The organism is Exiguobacterium aurantiacum (genome assembly GCF_024362205.1).
Taxonomy (GTDB): domain Bacteria; phylum Bacillota; class Bacilli; order Exiguobacteriales; family Exiguobacteriaceae; genus Exiguobacterium; species Exiguobacterium aurantiacum_B.
Window position 1 is genome coordinate 1708889 of record NZ_CP101462.1, and the last position, 21825, is coordinate 1730713.

General features: G+C 52.6%; 24 protein-coding genes. 3 read left to right on the plus strand and 21 right to left on the minus strand.

The features are described from left to right. Positions 1 to 114: 114 nt before the first annotated feature. The 5 genes from NMQ00_RS08875 to NMQ00_RS08895 all read right to left on the minus strand — a co-directional run bounded on the left by NMQ00_RS08875 (position 115) and on the right by NMQ00_RS08895 (position 3616). On the minus strand, positions 115 to 858 hold the full coding sequence (locus NMQ00_RS08875; protein ID WP_255176413.1) for a 3D domain-containing protein: 744 nt from the start codon (positions 856 to 858) through the stop codon (positions 115 to 117). A gap of 226 nt (positions 859 to 1084) precedes the next feature. Continuing rightward, positions 1085 to 1549, minus strand: coding sequence for a GDYXXLXY domain-containing protein (locus NMQ00_RS08880; RefSeq protein ID WP_255176414.1), 465 nt, complete (start codon positions 1547 to 1549; stop codon positions 1085 to 1087). Continuing rightward, positions 1546 to 2730, minus strand: coding sequence for a DUF2157 domain-containing protein (locus NMQ00_RS08885; protein WP_255176415.1), 1185 nt, complete (start codon positions 2728 to 2730; stop codon positions 1546 to 1548). The genes NMQ00_RS08880 and NMQ00_RS08885 overlap by 4 nt, the downstream gene beginning before the upstream one ends. A 17-nt stretch (positions 2731 to 2747) precedes the next feature. Next, positions 2748 to 2924: a DUF2187 family protein gene (locus NMQ00_RS08890; RefSeq protein ID WP_232819504.1), complete on the minus strand. Its 177-nt coding sequence runs from the start codon at positions 2922 to 2924 to the stop codon at positions 2748 to 2750. A 65-nt stretch (positions 2925 to 2989) separates the two neighbouring features. Further along, positions 2990 to 3616: an NUDIX hydrolase gene (locus tag NMQ00_RS08895; protein ID WP_255176416.1), complete on the minus strand. Its 627-nt coding sequence runs from the start codon at positions 3614 to 3616 to the stop codon at positions 2990 to 2992. 104 nt (positions 3617 to 3720) lie between these two features. Here NMQ00_RS08895 and NMQ00_RS08900 point away from each other — a divergent pair, with 104 nt between their 5' ends. Further along, positions 3721 to 5259, plus strand: a complete 1539-nt coding sequence (locus NMQ00_RS08900; RefSeq protein ID WP_255176417.1) for an FAD-dependent monooxygenase — start codon at positions 3721 to 3723, stop codon at positions 5257 to 5259. A 33-nt stretch (positions 5260 to 5292) separates the two neighbouring features. On the opposite strand, the gene NMQ00_RS08905 is transcribed toward NMQ00_RS08900, so the two are convergent. After that, the gene (locus NMQ00_RS08905; RefSeq protein ID WP_114165725.1) at positions 5293 to 5541 is read right to left on the minus strand and encodes a hypothetical protein; all 249 of its coding nucleotides are present in this window, start codon (positions 5539 to 5541) and stop codon (positions 5293 to 5295) included. 95 nt (positions 5542 to 5636) lie between these two features. Between NMQ00_RS08905 and NMQ00_RS08910 the strand changes: the two genes are divergently transcribed. Continuing rightward, on the plus strand, positions 5637 to 5930 hold the full coding sequence (locus tag NMQ00_RS08910; RefSeq protein ID WP_255176418.1) for a hypothetical protein: 294 nt from the start codon (positions 5637 to 5639) through the stop codon (positions 5928 to 5930). Positions 5931 to 5958: 28 nt separating this feature from the next. Here the strand turns inward: NMQ00_RS08910 and NMQ00_RS08915 are convergent, their stop codons facing one another. The 8 genes from NMQ00_RS08915 to recU all read right to left on the minus strand — a co-directional run bounded on the left by NMQ00_RS08915 (position 5959) and on the right by recU (position 14695). Then, a complete protein-coding gene (locus NMQ00_RS08915) occupies positions 5959 to 6534 on the minus strand; it encodes a nuclease-related domain-containing protein (protein ID WP_255176419.1) in 576 nt (191 codons plus the stop codon). An 18-nt stretch (positions 6535 to 6552) separates the two neighbouring features. Continuing rightward, complete coding sequence (gpsB, locus tag NMQ00_RS08920; protein ID WP_255176420.1) at positions 6553 to 6849, minus strand: cell division regulator GpsB; 297 nt, start codon at positions 6847 to 6849, stop codon at positions 6553 to 6555. 5 nt (positions 6850 to 6854) lie between these two features. Further along, on the minus strand, positions 6855 to 7400 hold the full coding sequence (locus NMQ00_RS08925) for an SLOG family protein (RefSeq protein ID WP_255176421.1): 546 nt from the start codon (positions 7398 to 7400) through the stop codon (positions 6855 to 6857). After that, positions 7397 to 8554, minus strand: coding sequence for a ribonuclease H-like domain-containing protein (locus NMQ00_RS08930; protein ID WP_255176422.1), 1158 nt, complete (start codon positions 8552 to 8554; stop codon positions 7397 to 7399). Before NMQ00_RS08930 ends, NMQ00_RS08925 begins: the two co-directional genes overlap by 4 nt. Further along, positions 8551 to 10800, minus strand: a complete 2250-nt coding sequence (locus NMQ00_RS08935; RefSeq protein WP_255176423.1) for a DEAD/DEAH box helicase — start codon at positions 10798 to 10800, stop codon at positions 8551 to 8553. The genes NMQ00_RS08930 and NMQ00_RS08935 overlap by 4 nt, the downstream gene beginning before the upstream one ends. A 14-nt stretch (positions 10801 to 10814) precedes the next feature. Further along, positions 10815 to 11375 (minus strand): hypothetical protein, encoded by a 561-nt coding sequence (locus NMQ00_RS08940; RefSeq protein ID WP_255176424.1) that lies wholly within the window; start codon positions 11373 to 11375, stop codon positions 10815 to 10817. A gap of 89 nt (positions 11376 to 11464) precedes the next feature. Beyond that, a complete protein-coding gene (locus NMQ00_RS08945) occupies positions 11465 to 14077 on the minus strand; it encodes a transglycosylase domain-containing protein (RefSeq protein WP_255176425.1) in 2613 nt (870 codons plus the stop codon). A 21-nt stretch (positions 14078 to 14098) separates the two neighbouring features. Beyond that, positions 14099 to 14695 (minus strand): Holliday junction resolvase RecU, encoded by a 597-nt coding sequence (recU, locus tag NMQ00_RS08950; RefSeq protein WP_084592793.1) that lies wholly within the window; start codon positions 14693 to 14695, stop codon positions 14099 to 14101. A 363-nt stretch (positions 14696 to 15058) separates the two neighbouring features. Here recU and NMQ00_RS08955 point away from each other — a divergent pair, with 363 nt between their 5' ends. After that, positions 15059 to 15910, plus strand: coding sequence for a DUF3800 domain-containing protein (locus NMQ00_RS08955; protein ID WP_255176426.1), 852 nt, complete (start codon positions 15059 to 15061; stop codon positions 15908 to 15910). A gap of 34 nt (positions 15911 to 15944) precedes the next feature. Here NMQ00_RS08955 and NMQ00_RS08960 read toward each other — a convergent pair whose 3' ends face one another. From NMQ00_RS08960 to NMQ00_RS08990, 7 genes are all read right to left on the minus strand, one after another. Next, the gene (locus NMQ00_RS08960) at positions 15945 to 17135 is read right to left on the minus strand and encodes an MFS transporter (protein ID WP_255176427.1); all 1191 of its coding nucleotides are present in this window, start codon (positions 17133 to 17135) and stop codon (positions 15945 to 15947) included. A 138-nt stretch (positions 17136 to 17273) separates the two neighbouring features. Further along, positions 17274 to 17936 (minus strand): endonuclease III, encoded by a 663-nt coding sequence (nth, locus tag NMQ00_RS08965; protein WP_255176428.1) that lies wholly within the window; start codon positions 17934 to 17936, stop codon positions 17274 to 17276. Next, complete coding sequence (locus tag NMQ00_RS08970; protein ID WP_255176429.1) at positions 17936 to 18523, minus strand: DnaD domain-containing protein; 588 nt, start codon at positions 18521 to 18523, stop codon at positions 17936 to 17938. The genes nth and NMQ00_RS08970 overlap by 1 nt, the downstream gene beginning before the upstream one ends. Before the next feature lie 59 nt (positions 18524 to 18582). Continuing rightward, entirely contained in the window at positions 18583 to 19884 is a 1302-nt protein-coding gene (gene asnS / locus NMQ00_RS08975; RefSeq protein WP_255176430.1) for an asparagine--tRNA ligase, read from the minus strand. 20 nt (positions 19885 to 19904) lie between these two features. Continuing rightward, on the minus strand, positions 19905 to 21092 hold the full coding sequence (locus NMQ00_RS08980) for a pyridoxal phosphate-dependent aminotransferase (protein WP_255176431.1): 1188 nt from the start codon (positions 21090 to 21092) through the stop codon (positions 19905 to 19907). A 21-nt stretch (positions 21093 to 21113) separates the two neighbouring features. Then, entirely contained in the window at positions 21114 to 21593 is a 480-nt protein-coding gene (locus NMQ00_RS08985) for a hypothetical protein (RefSeq protein ID WP_255176432.1), read from the minus strand. Next, a complete protein-coding gene (locus NMQ00_RS08990; protein WP_016509977.1) occupies positions 21590 to 21775 on the minus strand; it encodes a YpmA family protein in 186 nt (61 codons plus the stop codon). The genes NMQ00_RS08985 and NMQ00_RS08990 overlap by 4 nt, the downstream gene beginning before the upstream one ends. Positions 21776 to 21825 lie beyond the last annotated feature (50 nt).

Consider the following 21825-nt stretch of genomic DNA (forward strand, 5'->3'; position numbering starts at 1 on the left):
AGTTTGCCCGTTTCCAACGTTTGTTAAACAACGCAACGTGCTCACGGCGTTGCCAAACGACAAGTCCAGATGGATTGATGTAAAAAAAGGCTCTCCCGAAGGAGAACCTGTAGATTATGGCAATGTGATTGTGATATGGCGTCGGCCCCAATTGATGGCCTCGCTCTTCGTGTCGACGAGTAAATCGACGATGTTCCCTTTAATGCGTCCTCCGGTATCGAGTGCGATCGCTTGACCGACCCCATCGATTTGAACGACCGTACCGAGCGGGATGACAGATGGGTCGACGGCGATGATGCGCATGCCGTTATAATAAATCGAATCCGTTACGTCATGGCCTGTCGCCGTCAAGACGCGTCCCCCGTAAGAACCGTTGTCAGCCGCATCGTTCGTATACGCCGTCGACTCCGCTTGAATGACACGTCCTTGTGTCGAGACTGGTGTCACGGTCGCGTTCGACGCCGCTTGTTGCTTCTTCTCGGCTTTCGCTGCAGCTTGACGTTTCGCTTCTTCTTGTTGTGCCTTCTCGGCAGCGGCACGTTTTTCTTCTGCTAATCGCTCTGCTTTCGCTTTTGCTTCACGCTCCGCATGTTCACGCTCGGCTTTCTCTTCGGCCAATCGCTTCTCTTCGGCTAAACGTTTTTCTTCAGCGAGACGCTTCTCTTCGGCAAGACGTTTCTCTCGCTCAATTTTTTGTTGGCGCTCCAGCTCAATCGCTTGACGTTCTAATTCAAGTGGGTTTTGGACAATTTTTTGTTCGGTCCCGATTCCAATTTGCGCGGCATCGGCAGTCGCAACAAACGCGAACGTTCCGACAGCGGCAAATAAAATCGTGATCATATATTTTAAGGAATGCATAGTCAATAAGTCAGCACCTTTCTCGTCTTCTAACGAACAGGAGTAAATTTACCATGTCGCTCCAACCACGAGAAGGGATTTTGATGAAGTGAAATATTTCTGACACATCACGAAACGAGTGGTTACAATCTGTAACATTTGCTATTAAGCTAACATTATCAGTCGTTTCCATAAAAAATTACAGATTCGTTACAACACACTGTGTAACAAATCTGTAATCTGATTGTCATTCTGTTTCAGCCTCTACCGAGCGTAAATCGTGAGGTCTCACCATGCCCCAAGGTGCGACATCGACGTCCACTTCGAACGTTTTCGCACCTTCGATCGCCGACGTTTCTCCCTCGGCGACCCGATACGAACTCATGTCATCGATATACACTTGCCGGTCGTAATAGTTGGCCCGCGTGCCCCCGAAGAATGGTCTTGAACTGACCCGATCGATGGTCGCATACCCGTCATCCCCGGTTTTGAACGAGACGTATACTGTCCCCGATTCGACATCTTGTTTACCTTCGAACGAGTCATACTCCAAATAGACAAAGTCTCCAAAGAACGGGTCGTACGGCTCATAGGACGTCGCTTTGAACGTATACGTCTCTCCGAACCAGGAGACCGCGTAGACGAGCAGAATAAAACCGACAGCAATCACTACTTGTATGATTGGCACTAGCCAAGGCGTTAATCGTTTCATGTCCGTGCATCCCCTCTCGAACGGCTACGCCACCATAAGGCGAGCGACAACGCGAAGACGATCAATGCTCCGATGAGGAAGAACAACGAAATGTCGAGTCGATCCCAGACGTAAATGAAATAGATCGTCATTTGGACAAGCAAGAAATAGATGAAGGCGAGGACGATTGGTTTGCGATTATGGTCTTGATAGACGAGATAGGCGAGCGCGACCACTTCGAGCAGCACCGCCAGCAAAATGCCCGAGTCTTCGAATAACGAGAACGGGATGACGGCGATTAAGCTGACCCACATCAAATCCGGACGCCGATGCACCAAATAGACGGCGACGAGAACGACCGAGAGAATCGTCGCTTCGATGACGGACGGTTGTCGCTGGGACAACCAGCTCTCTGTCGCATTGATCAAATAACCGATCGATAGGATGGCCGCAACGAACAAGTACAAATAGTTCCACTGGGCCCGCTCGCGATAGATGAGGAATAAGACATGCAAGGCGGCAAGTGCCCATAGCGGCCAAAAGCGGCCTTCGTAGCCAGCATATTGACCGATCGTGATGAGGAGACCATAAAAGACGAACCAGGCGAAGATGCGATCGAGTTCATTGTCCCCATAATGGAACCAGACCCAGGTCACAATTAGCCCGAACACGATCAAGGTGAGTCCGATGCCTTGAAAACTGTTCGTGATCGCCAAAAAGGCAGCGAGCGCGGCCAAGAACGTATAGATGGGATGCTTATAAATCAATTTATGCAGGACGGCAACGGCAAGGAAAAGCCAAAATAAGAACGGGATTTGCGAGGACAGATTATAAGTCGAGAAGATGACGATCATCGTAGCGACGAAAAAAGCGACCCCCAATAGACGGAATAGCGTGACATAACGCGACGCCTTCACTTGCAAACGTTCGGCCGCGACATACATACCGATCATGAACGATAAGAAAATGGCTACTTTGACGAGGTCAGGAATCGCTTGCCAATTGGCCGCGACAAAACTAAAGAGGCTGAGTGCGAGCAAAATGGAACCGATAATCACAAGAATAGGCGGTTTGTGCTCACGTTTGCCACCGACCGCCAACTTCTTATGTTCATATTCGACCAAGCGCTGACCGGTCACTTCATCGAGTAAACCGGCCTCTTCCCATTCACGAACTTTTTTGTCAATGGACACCTGAATCATCCCTTTCGGTTAAAAGGTCAGCTGGCGCGTTCGATCAATTCCAATTCTGTTTTCAGTAAAACTTGCTTCTCGAATTCGAGACCAAGTTGTTGAAATTCTTCCATGATGGAAACGTCCCCGATGACCGTATTGGTCAATACGGCAGTCACTTCAGCGACCCAACCTTCACGAGTTGACTTGACGATATCACCCACAACGAATTCTACAGACACACCCATTCACTTCCAATCTTAAATTTGTTTCTATCATTATAACGAAATTATATCGGTTTGAATACGTTTTCTTTAAGTCGTTTAATAAATTGTGTCAAAATTTTTCCAGTCAATCCCCAAATAATGTAGTCTTCGTGTTCATAGAAAGGTTCTCTTATTTTAATTACCCGTTTTTCGTACGCTTTAGCGTTCGCCATCCGCTCAAATGGGATATTTTGATCCGGATTCATCGTCCATTCCATCTCGCCGTGGAATGGATCGAGCAAGAGTAGCGTCTCGACCGGGACGGAGAATAAGTGATCGACCTCATCCGTATGATGGACGTCCGGTTGCATCGGGATCACCCCGACGAACGGATAGATGAGTTGCCGATGTGGCGTCGCGAGCGGTTGCAGGCGACCGATGACTTCGATATCCGACAAGGCGAGCAAGAGCTCCTCGCTCGTCTCTCGGACAGCGGCCTCGACCGGTGTCTCGCCCGGGTCAAGGCGGCCGCCCGGGAAGGAGATCTCTCCCGGTTGACGTCGCATCGTATGAGCCCGTACTTCAAAGACGACGTGCCACGTCCCGTCGACCTCAGTCAACGGGATCAGGACGGCTGCCGTCTGTTCATAGTTTTCTTCCATCGAGAAACTGTCACGTAATTGTTGTTCTGTGATCCACGATTTGTCCATTCTCTCCACCTCGTTCTCTTTGTTTCTACACTTCCACCGTTGTCTCCTCGTTTAAACGCATCAAATGTCGGAAATACCATTATTAACGATAGGAGTTGGTAGATGTGGTGGACAAACAAGTTGATGTACTGATCGTCGGAGCGGGCCCGACCGGACTCACGCTCGCATTGACGTTAGCCAGATATGGCATTTCATTTGAAATCATCGATCGCAAGACGACCCCGTCAAATAATTCTCGTGCCATCGGGATTCAGCCGCGGACGATCGAAGTGTTCTCTCGGCTCGATGTCGCCAAAGAAGTGCTCGGCCGGGCCCGGACGATCGAGAAAGGGAATCTGTACTTCTCGGGTCAATGGACGGCCAAGCTCGAATTTTCTCGCCTCGTCACGCCGTACCCGTTCGTGACGTTGCTGCGTCAAAATGAGACCGAGGCGATTTTAGAGGATGCGTTAAACGGACACGGTCATTCCGTCCAGCGCGGCGAGTCGCTCGTCTCGTTGACACACTATCCGTCCCGCGTGCTAGCCCACCTCGAGTCGGATGCGTCGAACCGGACGATTGAAGCCAAATACGTCGTCGGGGCTGACGGCGCGAACAGTTCGATTCGACGGATGCTCGCCCTCCCATTCAGCGGAAAATCGTTTAAAGAGTCTTGGGTGCTCGCCGATATGAAAGCGAAGTGGAACATCTCGCGCGAAGAAGTGCATATCTTCTTTTCCGACCGGGGCGTCTTAGAAGTATTCCCGCTCACGGATGACACGATTCGCATCACGGGCAATCTCGCGAGCGACGAGTCGTTCAGCGAGGCAGAACTGCGCAAGTTGATTGAACAGCGCAGCCATATGGATGTCGAGATCGATGAAGTCGAATGGTTCTCGCTCTTCCGGGTCCACAATCGGATGGTCGACTCGTTCATCCACAACCGAGTCATTTTAATGGGAGACGCCGCCCACATCAACTCACCCGTCGGCGGACAAGGGATGAACACCGGCATCGCCGACTCGTTCAATCTCGGTTGGAAGCTATGGCTCCATTTGAAAGCCGGTTCGCCGTTCCATGTCGTCGCCTCATATCGCGATGAACGCGAGCACGTGGCTCGTAACGTGCTTCAGACGACGAACGTGGCGACTGAGGTGTTACAGACGACATTACCTGTCCTCTTGCCGTTCCAAGCGCTCGGCGCCGACGTCTTTACACGCGTCAATTTGGTCAACCAAAAGATCACGGAACGAATCGCCCAACTACACTTGTCTTATCCCGGCCATTCCCGAATTCCGTTCTTGCGAGTCACCAAGGGCAAGATTTTCCCAGAGATCGAGATCATCCGGACGGACGACGGATTGCGCACCAAAATCTCGGAGATTGCGGATGGGCGGTTCCAAGTGCTCATCCTCGACGATGATAAACGTGATGCGACCGCCCTCTACGACTATTTGAACGATCATCAATCGTTCTTCCAAATCATCACGCTCTCGAAGACGAGTCGTCCCTTCTTCGATCAAGGCAACGAGCTCGCGAAATCATTGTTCATGAAACGCGGCGTACTCGTCATCCGACCGGACGGCTATTTGCTTCATAAACAGCGGCACCTGCGCCCTGAAGCATTGCAAGCGACGATGGCGGCTTGGCTGCCGACACCATGACAAAAGCTCCACTCGAGATGAGTGGAGCTTTGTTTATGCTTGGTTATAATAAAGCGTCCCTGGCTTCGACAGCGTCAAATCGTAGAACGCCTCAAACGCTTCGATGTCCTCTAACTTGCGGAAATCGACTTTATCTGTCTCTTCATTCGGAATCGCGATGATGATTCCGTCTTCCGTTTGTTTGATCATCCCGGTCTGCCCGTTATGGATGCGGATGTAGAGCACGTGCTTGTCTTCTAGCAGTGTCACGGCTTCGCGACGCGATTGAATCGTTGTTTTCATGGTCATCCCTCACTTTCTTTTGAGTATACCGGTCTATCGTTGTTGCATTCAAGCGGTTGCACCCTTAAAATTATGTAAAGAAGGGGTTGAACGCTTTGGATTTGGAAACAATATTGATTATCGTCTTAGGCATCACATTCGTCGTGCTCGTCTCGATTCGTGCCGTCCGCAACTTGCAATGGGTCCGTTTCGGCGAGGCGTTCGGCAAGCAAGGCGAGGCGTTGCTCGACGACTATACGTATTTGACGGAACAAGGCATCACCTGTCGTGTCGAACATGGCTTGCCGACCGGACGCCTATTCCGTCCGCTCGCGAAAAACTTGGACGATCGGGTCGCCTTGTTCGTCCATCGCAAAGACGCCCAACAGGCTCGACAACTATTGAAATAAAAATGGCGCTGACTCTTCAGCGCCATTTTTATTTATGTACTTGCCGCTCTGAGCAATAGTAAGCGATGTGTTTAATCGTCGTCTCGGACAACAGCTCGAGCTTCGTCTTCGTGATGACGTCGTCAATCAAGTCGAACGTCTCGGCGCAATTCGCTTTAATGCGTTCCACCTTGAGACGGGATGTCTCTGGGAATATTAAAAATGACGTGACAGGGACAGCTTGTCCGCATTGCCTCTTCAAGACGCTCCGGACGTGCTTCGTCCTCCGCTCAAGCTCTTCCATCGGATGCGGATAGATGTTCTTCCAACCGAGCGATGTCTCGAGACGACAGTCACGGTTCGTCATATGGACGGCCGACGTCGTCCGATTGATGCGGACTAAAAAGACGCCTTTCGGGCCGACCAATACATAATCGAGCACATCATCACCGAGCTCGACTTGTTCGATCATCATCCAATCAAACCGGCATGTGTGACGGATGATTTCGACGATCTCGTCCGTGTACGACTTTGGCGGTGCGATGACTTCTTCTTTCGTGCGGAACAAGCCTTTCGTCTGTCGTTTCTCAGGTTCTTTTTTGACGGCCGTCAATACTTGTAACATCTTCTCCACCTCCTCCCTTTATTCGCTTGGGCCGACCTGTTTTCCGAAGACGGCCTTTTCTAAATTCGAGATACGACGCAACATGTCATAGTTCGACGCGACAGGCTGGGCAGGTTTGACCGGTTCAGCTTGTTCGTTCGAACCGCGGCGGAACGACTCATTCTCTTGGCGCAACCGTTCGATTTCTTTCGTCATCTTCTCATAATCGCGGATGACGACGTCCAAAAACTGGTCGACTTCTTCTTGTGAGTACCCACGGAGGGCGGTCTTGAATTCTTGTTTATAAATGGCTTCAGCTGTTAATTCAGTTTGCATGATTTTCACTCCCAATGTTGTTCCCATTGTTTTTCTTCTTCGATCACGCGTAATTCCTCCTGTGTGATCAAGAATAACTCCATCTGGTGTTTTCGTTTAGCCCCTTCGACGAGAAAGCGTGGGCTTCCTCCCGTCTCTTCGTCATACAGCGTGATTAATCCTGCTGCTTTGTCTAAAAAGAAGGCGGTTTTTGCCCGCAACTGGCTCGGGTCCTCATAAGGACGCTGGGTCAGCGCTTCAAAAAAGTCGGCCTCGAGTTGCAAGCGAATGAACAATTCTTGCTCGTACGGCTTATACTTCTCTTCCATCTGTAAAAAAGGTGGAAATACGGCGATTTTGATTGGATAAGATTCTCTTAACTCTAACAATACTTCTCCAGCCCATAATTCACAACCGTTCGTGCCACTAAAAATGAACCATTCCGCCCCAAGTTCGATGGCTTCGACTATTTTTCGCTCATACGCTTCCTTGATGATGTCGATACCGGGATGGTCGGCTTTGAAGATGCCGAGCTCATGCGGCCGGTATCCTGTGATGGCGACAACTTTCATGACTGCTTCCTTTCTAGCCGGTTCATCCGGTGGCGAAGCGCCCGCATCTCGGTCAAGGCGGTCTGTCGAAGTACCGTCTCTTTCCGTTCCGCCAAGGCGATGGCCTGTTCGGTATAGATGATGGCCCGATTGATGTCTTTTTCGCGATGTTCGGCATATTTCGCCAATTCGACGAGTGCCTCGATCGTGCCGACTTGTTCGAACAGCGGCAGCGCCTGCTCCATCTGGCCGGTCCGTTTCAACAGGACCGCTTGACGCATCAAAGCCCGTTTCGTCGGCTGTTCGAGCCTCTCGTACTCTTGAAGCGCCGCCTCGGCGTTGCCGAGGTCGTTCAACCAGTGCGCGCGTTCTTCACCAAACGGTGTCTCGTCGGCTTCGACGAGATGACAGAGCCGTTTATAGAGCGAGACGAGACTCAAGCAGTCGGCATGGTGGTGCTCGATGACGGGCTGTAAAATATCCGGTTCACGCTCCTTCACGTATTGAAAATAGTGCATCGGCGCCAAGAATCCGGGCAAGTCGTCCGTCCGGGCATGCCCGAAATGGGCTTCGACCGCTTTGAGCGACACCGATTCGAGCGTCGGTTTCAACAGACGACGCGAGGCATGCAACAAATCGATATGGCCGACGGCTGGGAGTGCTTTGACTTTCGAGCGGACGAACGTGTGTCTTGTTTTAATTTGGGGCCAGTCGAACGACTTGCCGTTATACGTCACGAAACGGACCTCGTCGCCGATGTCGTTCAAGAAATGATAGTAAAACGCCGTCTCGAACGCCGGATGCGGCAACACGTATTGAATCATCTCAAGATGGTCCCCTTGGAAACGCGCGAATCCGATCAAAAAGATCGAGGTCCCCGATCCGCGGAGCCCGGTCGTCTCGGTATCCATGAACAACACCTGCTCGGACGAGACATCGACTTGGAAAAAGGGATGGGTCGATGTCGCGAGCGAGGCTTTGGCGGAACCGAATGTAAAGTCATGGTACGTCTCGTCGAGCGGATAAATCTGCTTCAAGCGGACGCACCACTCTTGTCCGAACGTCAAAATCTCTCCGCCGCGCTCGCGCCACTTCGCCTGTTCGACGTCGTCCGACGTCACGGCCGCCTGTTTCTTATCATTCGTTTTAATGAGTCGTGATAGTTTTGCTTTCATATCGTTCCTTTCAATGCTTGTAACTGTCTGACGACCTGCTGTTTAAAGTCACCGTAGCCGATCATCCCGACACAGCGCGGACAACCGCTCTCGCACGGACAGTCGTCGACCGTTCGAATGGCCGCATCCAACACGTCGTCGGCGTCGCGATAGAGTGCCTCGCTCAGTCCGATGCCGCCCGGGTAACGGTCATATAAATAGACCGTCGGTTTATTCGTATGGGTCGCTTTCATTTGAATCGTCGTGAACAGATCGAGCGTGTCACACATCAAATAGAGCGGGGCCAAGCGACGCAACAGGTCGCTGACCGCTTCGAGCTGGTCCTCCATGTCGGCTTCCGAATAGGCGAACCGTTCATCGAGCGTGAACCAAGTCGCCGTCGTGTGCAATTCCCGTTCCGGCAAATGGATCGGCCCGGAACCGATATTCTCGTGCGTCCCGAACTTGATTTTCTTGAACAGTGTCGCCATCGCGATGACCGACACTTCTCCGAACGTCTTCACGCCGGTCGTCTTGTTCTCTTCCAACACTTTCAGTTCGACTGCCAAATTGGCATCCGTATAGTAGTCGACGTCGACACGTCGGACATACGCTTTCTTCTCTTCGAAGTCGAGACGTTCGACTTGATACTGCTCGGCGCCATGTAAATAGATGGCTTCGTCATGAAGCAACGTCATCGCGCTGAACGTATCCATCTCGCCGATGACTTGGTTCTTCGCGGTTTGATCGACGATGACGACATTCTCTTGATCACTCGTCCGCAGCGAGATATCATGGGCCGGGAACGCGTCCGTCATCCAATAATATTTATTGGCCCGTTCATGCAAGATGTGGGCGTCCGTCAAGAAATCGAGAATTTCTTCCGTCTCGACCGTTCCGAACCGCTCCCCTTTTTTGAAAGGCAGTTCGAAAGCGGCACATTTCATATGGTCGACAAGAATGATTAAATTGTTCGGGTCGAGCCGAGCTGCTTCCGGTGATCGGTCTAAAATCAAATCGGGCTGTTCGACGACAAGTTGATCGAGCGAAGACGACGAGGCGACAAAGATGACGAGCGCCTCGGAGTGCCGGCGCCCGGCCCGGCCCGCTTGTTGCCACATCGAGGCGACCGTGCCCGGATAGCCGTTCAAGACACACGCTTGCAACTGGCCGATATCGACACCGAGTTCGAGCGCGTTCGTCGAGACGACAGCTTTGATTTCACCGTTACGGAGCCGGCGCTCGATTTCACGACGTTCCGACGGTAAGTAGCCGCCCCGATAGCCCACGATCGACTTGGGACCGAGCTCGCGCCGCGTCAGTTCTTGTAAATACGTCAACAATACCTCGACCCGTACCCGTGAGCGGGCGAAGACGATCGTCTGAATGTCCGCTTCGACGAGCTTTGAGGCGATCCGCTTCGTCTCGAGCGTGGCGCTCCGACGAATGCCAAGCGCTTCATTGACGACGGGCGGATTGTAGAAAATCAAATGTTTCTTGCCTTGGGGCGCCCCGTTGTTGTCGACAAGGACGACGTCCTCTTCCGTCAACAGTTCAGCCAGTTCGACCGGGTTGGCGATCGTCGCTGACGTCATGATCCATTTTGGATGGCTCCCATAATAGGCACAGATCCGCTTCAAGCGGCGGAACACGTTGGCGACGTGGCTACCGAATACCCCTCGGTACGTATGCAGTTCGTCGACGACGATATATTCCAAGTTCTCGAACAATCGAATCCATTTCGTATGATGCGGCAAGATGCCGGAATGCAACATATCCGGATTCGTGATGACAATATTGCCGGCGTCACGTACTTTCGTCCGGGCTGCCGGTGCCGTGTCGCCATCATAGGTGAAGCAACGCAAGTCTCCCTCGAGCGCTTCGACCATCTCCATCAAATCGCTGTTTTGGTCTTGCGCGAGCGCCTTCGTCGGATACAGATAGAGCGCCCGGGCATTCGGTTGTTCAATCATTTTCGACAGGACGGGCAGATTGTAACAGAGCGTCTTCCCGGATGCGGTCGGTGTGACAATGACCGTCGAGTTTCCACGCGACGTCTGCTCAATCGCTTCGGCTTGATGGGTGTACAGTTGTTCAATTCCCCGGCCATGCAACACCCTGACGAGATCTGGTGGCACACTCGACGGAATCGGTGCGTAGCGGGCCGGTTTCGCCTCGACCGTATGCCAATGTGTCACGTTTTGAGAAAAACCCGGGTCGGTCTTGAGCGTATGGATCATTTCTTCCACGGAACGTTTTTTCCGCATGAGGTTCACCTTCTTTACGATTTCGAAGGTGCGAGTCGCTCCACGATTGATTTCACTTCGCCGATCCGTTCATCGCGTACGAGCCGATGGACGGCAGGTAAACGCAGCACCGCCATTTCTTTGAAAGACTCGGCGACATGTCCATTCTCTTCTTCGAGTCGAATGATCGCATCGTCATACAACCGTTGCGTCGACCGTCCGAACAAGACGATGGTATGTAGCTTTGTACATTTCGAATGGACCGCCTGCAAATGTTTCGTGTAACGCTGCACCGCTTTATGATAGTCTTCATGCATCGCGAGCGCTTGACGCTTGCCTCGCAGAAGTTCTGGATAGAATGTTTCGTCGCCGAGGAACATCGTCTCGACGCCGATTCGTTTCAAATAAGGATGGCCACTGGCCTCGGCTATAGCTTGATCATCAATCAAGCGTCCGAACGGAATCGACTCCTCGACGAGCAATCGGCTCATTTTTAAGCCGTTGATACCGTGTAACGGGATACCTAAATCATCGTCTTGCAGTCGGTCGATCACAAACAACACTTTCATCTTGCGTTTCAGTGAGAGTTGTACCATGTGTCACCATCCTATTCGCTTTCTTTTCATTATAGCAAACGAAACAGAAAAACAGGGCGCTGATGTCGCCCTGTTTCCTGTGAGTCGGTTTAGTCACGACCACCGTTGCCATTCCCGTTGCCGTTACCACGGCCTTCTGAGTCTGACGTCGATTGACGGCTGACGCCCCCATCCGAATCCGCTTCCCCGTCTGTCTCATCGGTTGTCGGTTCTTCTTCGGTCGGTTCTTCCGTGTTCTCGTCTTCGGTGTTGTTGTCGTTTCCGTTATTTTGATTATTTTCGTTATTGCCGTTGTTTTCGTTGTTCTCGCCATCGGTTTGCTCGCCTTCTTCTTCAGGAGGCGCCTCTTCCGTGGCGGGCTCTTCTTCCTCTTCGGCAGCAGGTTCTTCGCCTCGTTCGACCGTGTAGGATGTTTGGAGCGGGCTCGACTGTTGATCGCCGACGAGCGCGTTCGTCGCGTTGGCGACAATCGTGAACGTCGTCTCCCCTTCACCGAGGCCAGAGATGGCGATGCTCGTGTCTTCGGTCGTCCCAACGACACGCTCGCTACCGTCCGGACGTGTCTCCTTCACGGTGAACGAAAGTCCTTGGTAACCAGCGGCTTGGACTGCTTGCTTGTCGTATGACCAAGAGAGTGTTCCCGTTTCACCCGGTACGTCATAGTCGACTGACGCCCCGGTCGGCGCGGCGAGTTTATCCGGCTGCAAGTCTTTCGGTTTCGTCCCTTTGACGTACAACTCGTTTCCGAGCGAGAGCACCGATTCCGGTTGCTGGAAGCGATCCGGTTGACCCGTCGCATTCGTCACTTGTTGCATCATATACTCGAAGTAGTATTGGGCGTAGTTCGGTTTCATCACCGATTCAGCTGTTCCATTCGAGCGGCCAGTCCATACCGAGATCGAGTAGTCGGTCGTATAGCCGGTGAACCATTTATCCATGTCGTTATTTGTCGTACCGGTTTTGCCGGCGACGTCCCACGGGAACGCACCTGGCTCATACGTGCCGTTCGAACCGCTGACAACATCACGAAGCATGTCCGTCAACATATAGGCGGTATAGTCTTCCATCGCCTGCTTCGCCTTGATTGGTGAGTTGATCGTCGATCCGTCGTTGAACTCGATTTTTTGGATGACGTGGGGTTTCGTATACATCCCATTCGTCCCGAGTGCGGCGTAAGCGGCTGCCATTTGTGTAGTGCTCGCCTCAGCGGCACCAAGTGCGTTCGAGGCGTTCATCTCGTCGCCCGACATCGACGGCTCGATGCCGACGTTCTCGACGAACGATTGAATCGCGTCTTGCCCGAACTCGTCACGCACTTCGTAGAAGGCACGAACAGCCGGCGTGTTCCCGGAGATCGTCAAGTAGTAGCGCATCGTATTGGCACCACGGAAGCCATCGTAGTAGTTTTTCGGTTTATAATTATCGCTTTCGTCAAACGCTTTATCGATCAGCACTTTCCCAGTCGACCACTGTGCGTTCTCGATTCCTGGACCGTAATCGAAGAACGGCTTCGCCGTCGATCCGATTTGGCGTTTCTCACGCGAATAATCACGATAGTTCTTATCGCCTTGTTTCGCTTGCTGACTGTCGATGACGGCGACGATTTCACCCGTCTTCGTGTTCAACACGGTCGCGCCCATTCGTAGATCTTCTGGGAATGCACCATTCGGGATGTTCACGTTGTCCGATTTAATATCGCTATTGAACTTCGTATGCAAATCTTTATTAATTGACGTATACACTTTCAAGCCCGTCCCGTAAATATCGGCCTGCTCGAGACCGTAGTCTTCCTCGAGCTCGGCTTGGACGCGGGCGTAAATCGAGCGCGTGTACGTCTCTTCTACTGTCTCTTCACCTGGCGAGATGACGTCCGCAATCTCGACGTCGAGCGCCTCGTTGTATTGTTCCTCGGTGATGTGACCGTCACGCTTCATCGCTGAGAGCACTTGCTCTTGACGATAACGCGTCAGTTCCTGATCCCCGTTGATTGGGTCATAGGCGCTCGGACGTTGCGGGAGACCTGCCAAGATGGCCGCCTCTTGGTAGTTCACTTCTGAGACCGGCTTGTTGAAGTAGCGCTTCGATGCCGTCTGGACACCATATCCGCCCGTGCCGTAATAGTTTTTATTCAAGTACATCTCTAAAATCTGTTCTTTCGTATACTCACGCTCAAGTTTGAGGGCGAGCCACTGTTCTTGCAGCTTCCGCTTCAATTTCTTGTCGGTCGACAAGAACGATTGTTTGACGAGCTGTTGCGTGATCGTCGAACCACCTTCGGCCCCGAAGCCGTCCGTCAAGTTCGCGACCACGGCGCCGCCGATACGGCGCAAGTCGATCCCGTTATGTTCATAGAAGCGACGGTCCTCGATCGAGATGACCGCTTGTTGCATCACTTCTGAGATGTCATCGATGGAGACATACTCGCGAATTTGTCCGCTCCCTTCGAGCGGTTCGCCTTCAGCTGACAACAGCTGGATCGGGTACGTATCGACCAACTTCTCTTCATCGAGCGGCGGTGCCGTCGCAATCGCATACGCCGTGTATGCGCCCCCGGCGATGACGCCAATAATGAATAAAATCCCTAAAATCGTTAATATGCGCCGAAACTTCGACTTCTTCGTTTTTTGTTTCGGCTTTTTGGCCGCTGGTTTACGTTTATTGGTCGTCGAATCTTGTCGACGTGCCATCCGACTTCGTTCCATTCATGCTTCACTCCTTCTATTTCAATCGAGCCACGCCTCAATCGCCGTCAAATAATCGACGGCCGGCATCGCCCGGGTTGGAACTTCGATTGCTTCTTGCTCGATATAGGATAGCGGAATCGACTTCCGTCCTGATTCGCGCTGTTCCCACCAAACTAATAATTGCTCCGTTGATAACACATATTGCGTATTATAGCGGCTAAACCGAATGATGACAAAACAAACCCCTCCATGTCGCTCACACTCGCGCATGTGGTTGATTTGGTGGTCGTGAAAGTTTCCGAGCGGGAATGACGTCTTATTGTTCGTCTCTTTCGCTTCGAAATCGATGTACTTCCCGCGATACACCCCGTTGTAATCGGTCGTCGATGCTTGCTTGAAGTACGCCTCGGTCACTTTCGCCGCGCTCCGTTTCGGGTAATCGACTTTCACGATTTGCAGCGGCGTCGGTTTTTTATGGATGACCGCTCGCCCATGGAGGCGGTAAAACTCGTTCGTGTCGTTCAGCAGCGTCTCGAGGTTCATCCCTCGGTTCGCATACGTCTGCGGATTAGAGCGGACCGGCGTTGCCGCAGGTTTCGGCTTTTTTCCGTTTGGATAATGGAACAATGTCGTCACCCCTAGTCTCTAGTTTAACAGGTTGGTCCAGCCGTTCCTTCCGTCTGAAGTCTGATTGTCGAGTTCTGTCGCTCGACTCCTCTGTGGATTTTCCGCAATCCATATCGTACCAAACTCCCGTATGTTAAACTAGTAGGTAGTTCATTGTGTAGTCAAATTGACACGACCTTGTTACGGAAGAGCTATTTATTTTTCTGAAATAAGTCTTCTACTTATTAGCCATAATTAAGACGGATTAAACGCAGATTGACGTAAGTTTGAAAAAGTGTGCAATTAATGTGCAATCAGCAGCGTAAACCAAGGTTGGAAAACAATTAGCAGGCTCGCTCGGATAAAAAGGGGAGCCATGGTTGGAGGAGTAAGATGGAAACACAAAAGAAGTATGTCATGTTCGTCGACGAGACGGGCACGCCTAAAGGGAACACCCAGTTCAATCTCACCGGCGTATTGATGGAATATAAATATGCGATCGATGCCGATGAGGCCGGGATGCCATGTGAATTGAAACGCCGTTTATATGCTTTCAAGCGCGACGTGTTCAAGACGGAGAATATCCTGCTCCATTTAAAAGAGATTTTAAAAGCCGAGCATCCATATGGGAAAGAGGATGGCATCACGATCGATATGCTTCGTGACTTCTGGAACAAGTTGCCGGACTTCCTACGCGATATCAACTGTACGATCATCAGTGTCGAGGTCGATAAGCAAAAGCTTCACGACTTCTATTCAACACCTAAAGACCCGTACGTCGTCGCGTTCGCTCACTTGATGAAATCGTTTTATGCGTTCTTAGAAGAGACGGAAGCGGTCAGCGCTCGCGTCGTCTTGGAGTCACGGGATGACTATCAGAACCTACTCATCCAGAAGGCGTTCTTCGATATCTTCAATTCAGGGACGGTCCATCTCGACGTCGAGAAGAGCCGACAAAAGATCAAAGGCTTCATCTTCTCGGAGAAACAAAATACAATCTATCAGTCTGGGCTCGAAATCGCTGACCTCGTCTGTCTCCCGCTTTCGCGCGTGCGCCGCGGCGTCATCGAAGTGAAACCACGGTTCGTCCATTATGGGGATGAGAACCGAATCTTCAAAGCCATCAAGGACAAGATTTACATTCGTAAAGAAAGTCCTGACCAAGATTTCCGTAACTGGGGATTCAAAAAAGTACCGATCACGAAAAAGCGCCGCGAATGGAGCGACCATCCGTGGAACCATTAAAAACTGCCTTGCCGAACATTCGGCAAGGCGGTTTTTACGTTCGGCGCAAGCCCGGCAGCGTCTCCCGCAACCGACCGATCGCGTTTAGCCCGGCCAAGAATGGTAAGACGGCCACAAGCCCGATCGCCCAATCGATGGACAACACATCGGTCAACACCCCGGCGAACAGGGCCCCGAACGCATAGCCGCTGTCGCGCCAAAATCGATAGACACCCATTGCCGAAGCGCGCCAATACGGTTCGGCGACGTCACTAATCGAGGCTTGAAGCGTCGGATAGACCATCGCCGTCCCGACGCCGAGCATGACCGCGGCGAGCACCCATTGCCAATAGTCCGACATGACCAGAATCGCCCAAAGCGAACCGGCCTGGACCCACATCCCGACAACAATCAAGCCTTTGCGCCCGATGCGGTCGCTCCATACCCCGGTGAACAGTTGGAAAAAGCCCCATGCCGCCGGATAGACCGCCACAATCAATCCGACCTCCGCGAGACTGAGCCCTTGCGCGGCAAAATAAATCGGGAACAAGCCCCATGCCATACCGTCCTTCAGATTGGTCGACAGACCGGCCACCGTCAGGCTCGAGAGCGAACGGTCTTTCCACGTCGTCGTCATGAACACATCTTTCGCAGAACGTGACTTCTCAGATCCGCTCGTCGGTTGGAGCTGTAACTGTTTCGTCGTATCGCGGACGAACAGCGATAATCCGAGACCGACGAATGCAACGAGGACACCGATATAAAACGGTTCCGGCCGACTTCCGTACGTGACGGCGATCATACCAGAGACGGCCGCCATCACGGCGACGCCGACATAACCCGCGAACTCGTTCAGTCCGACCGCGAGCCCCCGCTCCGTCGGTTTGGCCAAATCAATCTTCATATTGACCGTCATCGACCACGTCAGTCCTTGGTTGACCCCAAGCAAGACGTTCGCCACGATGATCACCCACCAGGACGGGGCCAACATGACGAGCACGGGGACGAACAGTCCAATCCCCCAGCCGAAGACGAGCACACGCTTGCGACCGAACCGATCGGCGATGGCCCCAGCGAAGTAATTGACGACCGCCTTCGAGAATCCGAAGCTGATGATGAAGGAGAGTGCCGCACTTGTCGATACGAGACCGAAGTCCTCTTCACCGATGATAGGCAAAATCGTCCGCTCGAGACCGACCATCGATCCGACGAAAAAGTTTGTCACGACGAGCAAGATAAAGTTCATTTGATTTTCTTTTATTCCAATCCGAGTTTCATCCACATACATCCTCCTTGCCGATTGCTAACTGAATTGAGTATAGCAAAAAATACCCCCATACGTATAAAAACGTCTTCCCGATCATGAGATCAGGAAGACGCTTATTCATTGTCCCATCGCTTGTTTGGACTTCATTCGTTTCTTGCCTTCGCGGCACATGTGCAAAAGCGGGCACGTCTCGCAGGCAGGACGTTGCGCTTTACAGTGGTAGCGCCCGAAGAAGATGAACTGGTGATGGAGCTGAGACCATTCTTCGCGCGGAAACTTCTTCATGAGCGTGTCCTCGACTTGCCGGACGTTGTCTTTCCAGCGACAGATGCCGAGCCGTTTCGAGACGCGCTCGACGTGCGTGTCGACAGCGAACGCCGGTTCATGAAACGCGACGGACAAGACGACGTTGGCCGTCTTGCGACCTACGCCAGGCAACGCCTCGAGCGATTCACGGTCAGACGGGACGATCCCGTCATGACGCTCCACGATTTGCATCGAGAGCGCCTTCACGTTTTTCGCTTTATTCCGATACAGGCCGATGCGTTTGATCAACGCCTCGATGTCCGCGACGTCCGCGGCCGCCATCTGTTCCACGGTCGGATAGGCCTCGAACAGACCGGGCGTCACTTTGTTGACGAGCGCATCCGTCGCCTGCGCCGATAACGCCACGGCCACGACGAGCTCGAATGGGTTGCGGTGGGTCAGCTCACAGTGGGCGTCCGGAAACATGCGACGCATCGTGTCCGACACTTCAGTCAATTGGGCTCTCGTCAACATCACTTTTTCCTCCGTTGATAATCGACGAGGTCCTCGAGTGACTCGACGTTATGGTCTTGCCACACTCGGAGGATCTTGTCCATATATTTGAAGTTACGCACGTTGCGTAGTTTCGCTTCCCGAAGCGCGGCCATGATCAGCTCTTCGCTAAAACCGTCCTCGGTCAACCAGCCGACGATCTGCTCGATCTCGAACGGGGTGATCGTTCCAAACTCGCGCTCGAACGTATGAATGATATTCTCATTCAATGAATGGGCCGATTTTTCAGACGTCGCCCCTTCCTCGAGCGCCAAGAACAATGGGAGCAGACTGTATCGCTCGACCTCGGCCGATGCGTCGATGGCGATCAACTCTTTCTGGAGCAAGCCGAGCAATACGGCGCGGGCCTCACTCTCGGCCACGTTCATCCGGTCCCCGAGCTCACTCGGAAGCGGCATCTCGATGCCTTCCCCAATCATTTCAAGCAGATGGATGACGAGATTGAACTCAACCGGCGTCAAGTTGAGGCGGCGCGCCTCGGTGAACAGTTTCCTCGGAACGACGACTGGATTTTGTTCGAACAGCTTGATTATATTATGTGCATCCATGTCGCACATCCTTTCTAGACAAATCAATCGGGGAAGACAAAGTCATCCCCGATCGGCGATTATGGGTGAATGCGGTTCAAGAGACGTGGGAACGGGATCGCTTCGCGGATATGCTCGATACCGCTAATCCATGCGACCGTCCGCTCCAGGCCGAGACCGAAGCCAGAGTGCGGGACCGAACCGTATTTACGGAGTTCGAGATACCAGTCGTACGCGTCTGTCTCATCGAGGCCTTCCTTGATGATTTCTTCTTTCAACCGGTCGTAGTCGTCTTCACGTTGCGAGCCGCCGATAATCTCGCCGTAACCTTCCGGCGCGATCAAGTCGGCACAGAGGACGAGTTCCGGGTTCTCCGGGTCGACTTTCATGTAGAACGGTTTGATTTCCTTCGGCCAATGCGTGATGAACACCGGGAGGTCATGCGCGTTGGCGATGGCCGTCTCGTGCGGCGCGCCGAAATCGTCGCCGTACTCGATATCGTCGAAGCCTTCCTCTTTCAAGAACTTGATTGCATTCGTGTAACGAACGCGCGGGAAAGGAGCTTGGACTTTTTCAAGTTTCGACAAGTCACGTCCGAGCAACTCCAATTCGTTACGGCAGTTCTCAAGCGCCGATTTGGCGATGTATGACACGTAACGCTCTTGGAGATCGAGGCTCATGTCGTGGTCGAAGAACGCCATCTCCGGCTCGATCATCCAAAACTCGATCAAGTGGCGACGTGTCTTTGATTTTTCGGCCCGGAACGTCGGGCCGAACGAGAACACTTTACCGAGTGCCATCGCTGCGGCTTCCATATAGAGTTGGCCGGTTTGCGACAAGTAGGCCGGCTGTCCGAAGTAGTCCGTCTCGAACAATTCCGTCGTGCCTTCCGGTGCGCTCGACGTGATGATCGGTGGGTCGATCTTCACGAAGCCTTCTTGGTTGTAGAACTCGTACGTGGCCCGAATCAATTCGTTACGGACTTTCATGATCGCGTGCTGACGACGCGAGCGGAGCCATAGGTGACGGTTGTCCATCAAGAACTCCGTCCCATGCTCTTTCGGTGTGATCGGATAGTCGACGGACTCCGCAATCACTTCCATGTCCGTCACCTCGAGTTCGAAGCCGAGCGGCGTGCGTCCGCCGTCCGATTTGACGGTGCCGGTCACCCAGACCGATGTCTCTTGCGTCACGCCTTTAGCAAGGGCAAACAAGTCCTCGGCCACATCGGCTTTGACGACGACCGCTTGGGCGAAGCCGCTCCCGTCACGAAGTTGAAGGAAAGCGATTTTCCCGCTCGAACGTTTGTTGGCGATCCAAGCTCCGACCCGGACCGTCTGGCCTTCATAGTCTTTAAATTGGCTGATTGAAATAGTTGTCATGTTCATATCCATCCTTTCGCTTATCGAGCGTTACGTGTAATGAAGTCTTCCACTCGATCGAGCGCTTCTAGTACGCGTTTTAATTCTGTTGCATATGACAAACGGACATAGTCGTCCTGACCGAAACCTGAACCTGGGACGAGCGCGACGAACGCCTCACCAAGGACGGCCTCGCACCACGCGTCGACCGAATCGTAACCGCTCATCGTCGCCGCTTCTTTGGCGTTAGCATATAAGTAAAATGCGCCTTGCGGCTTCAAGCATGTGATCCCTGGGATCGCGATGAGGCGTTCATAGACGATTTCGAGTCGTTCGGCGAACGAGACGCGCATCATCTCGACGTCATCTTGCGGTCCGTTGTAGGCTTCGACCGCCGCCGCTTGCGCGATCGATGTCGGGTTCGATGTCGAGTGCGACGCGAGGTTCGTCATCGCCTCGATGATCGTCTTGTCACCGACCGCATAGCCGATGCGCCATCCCGTCATCGCATGTGACTTCGAGACGCCATTGATGATGATCGTCCGCTCCCGCATGTCAGGCAACGTCGCAATCGAGACGAACTTCGCATCGCCGTAGACGAGCTTCTCATAAATCTCGTCGCTGACGACGAGCAAATCATGCCGTTTGACGACGTCCGCAAGCGCCGTTAGTTCAGACTCCGTATAAATCATACCGGTCGGGTTCGATGGGCTGTTCAAGATGACCGCCTTCGTCCGATCCGTGATGGCCGCCTCGAGCAGCTCGGGTGTCAATTTGAACATCGTCTCCTCGTTCGTGTCGACGTAGACCGGGACCCCATCAGCCAGCTTCACTTGTTCCGGATAACTGACCCAGTACGGTACCGGGATGATGACCTCGTCCCCTTCATCTAAGATTGCTTGGAAGAGCGCATAGAGAGCGTGTTTCGCACCCGAAGCGACCATGACCTCTGGACGTGTGAACGTCAGGTTGCTGTCGCGTTTCGTCTTCTCGATGATCGCGTCTTTGAGTGCGACCGTCCCGCCAGATGGGGTATACTTCGTGTCGCCGTCGCGCGCGGCCTGACAGGCAACCTCGATGATTCGTTCAGGCGTATTGAAGTCCGGTTCGCCGGCCCCTAGCCCGATCACGTCTTGCCCCGACGCTTTTAACGCTTTCGCTTTCGCCGTGATGGCGAGTGTCGTTGAAGGTGTCAATTGCTTTACACGTTGTGCCAATAGATGTTCCATTGAGATCCCCCTCTAGTTTCGTCAAGGCGAGTCCGTCAATTGGACCCGTCGAATGAATTCGCCCGCTTGGAGCGTATAGTACGAGTACGTATAAGACGTGCCCGCTTTTGTCACGACCTCGATCAATGCCCGTTCGTCGAAGCCATATTTACAGCTGACGAGCGTACCGCCGGTTTCCGCGACCGATTCGGCACAGATTTGATCCGAGTCGACCGTCGCGATGTCACGTGTCTCAATCGGCAACTTGTCATCGACCGGCACGAACTGGACCCGATCCGCCTCCTCGAAGACGACGTATGGTTCCGTCCCGTTAAACAGTTCGGCCCGTTCGATGTTGACGGACGGTTGCTCGGTCTCGAGTCGCTCACGCGCATCCTCGATCATCTTGTCTTTCGTCCGCTCGGTATGACCGACCGTGAACCAATAAATGCCGCTAAACACGATGACGACACCGATGAGTGCCGTCATGAACGCAATCACTACTTTTGTCTTCCGTGTCATTCCGTCCGATAGATGGTGAACACCATCTCTTCTTTCTTCGGATCATTCACTTTTTTCTCTAAAGCAAGACCGAACATTAAATCTTGGCTCTTCAACGTACGATTCAATAAGTCGACGATTTTGTATACATCTGCTGTCGGCTCGATTCGAACCGTCGCCAACGTCTCAATATTCGAATTCATGATTACTCCTCCTTCAAAAAACACTATACCCATTATTATAAAGCGATAAT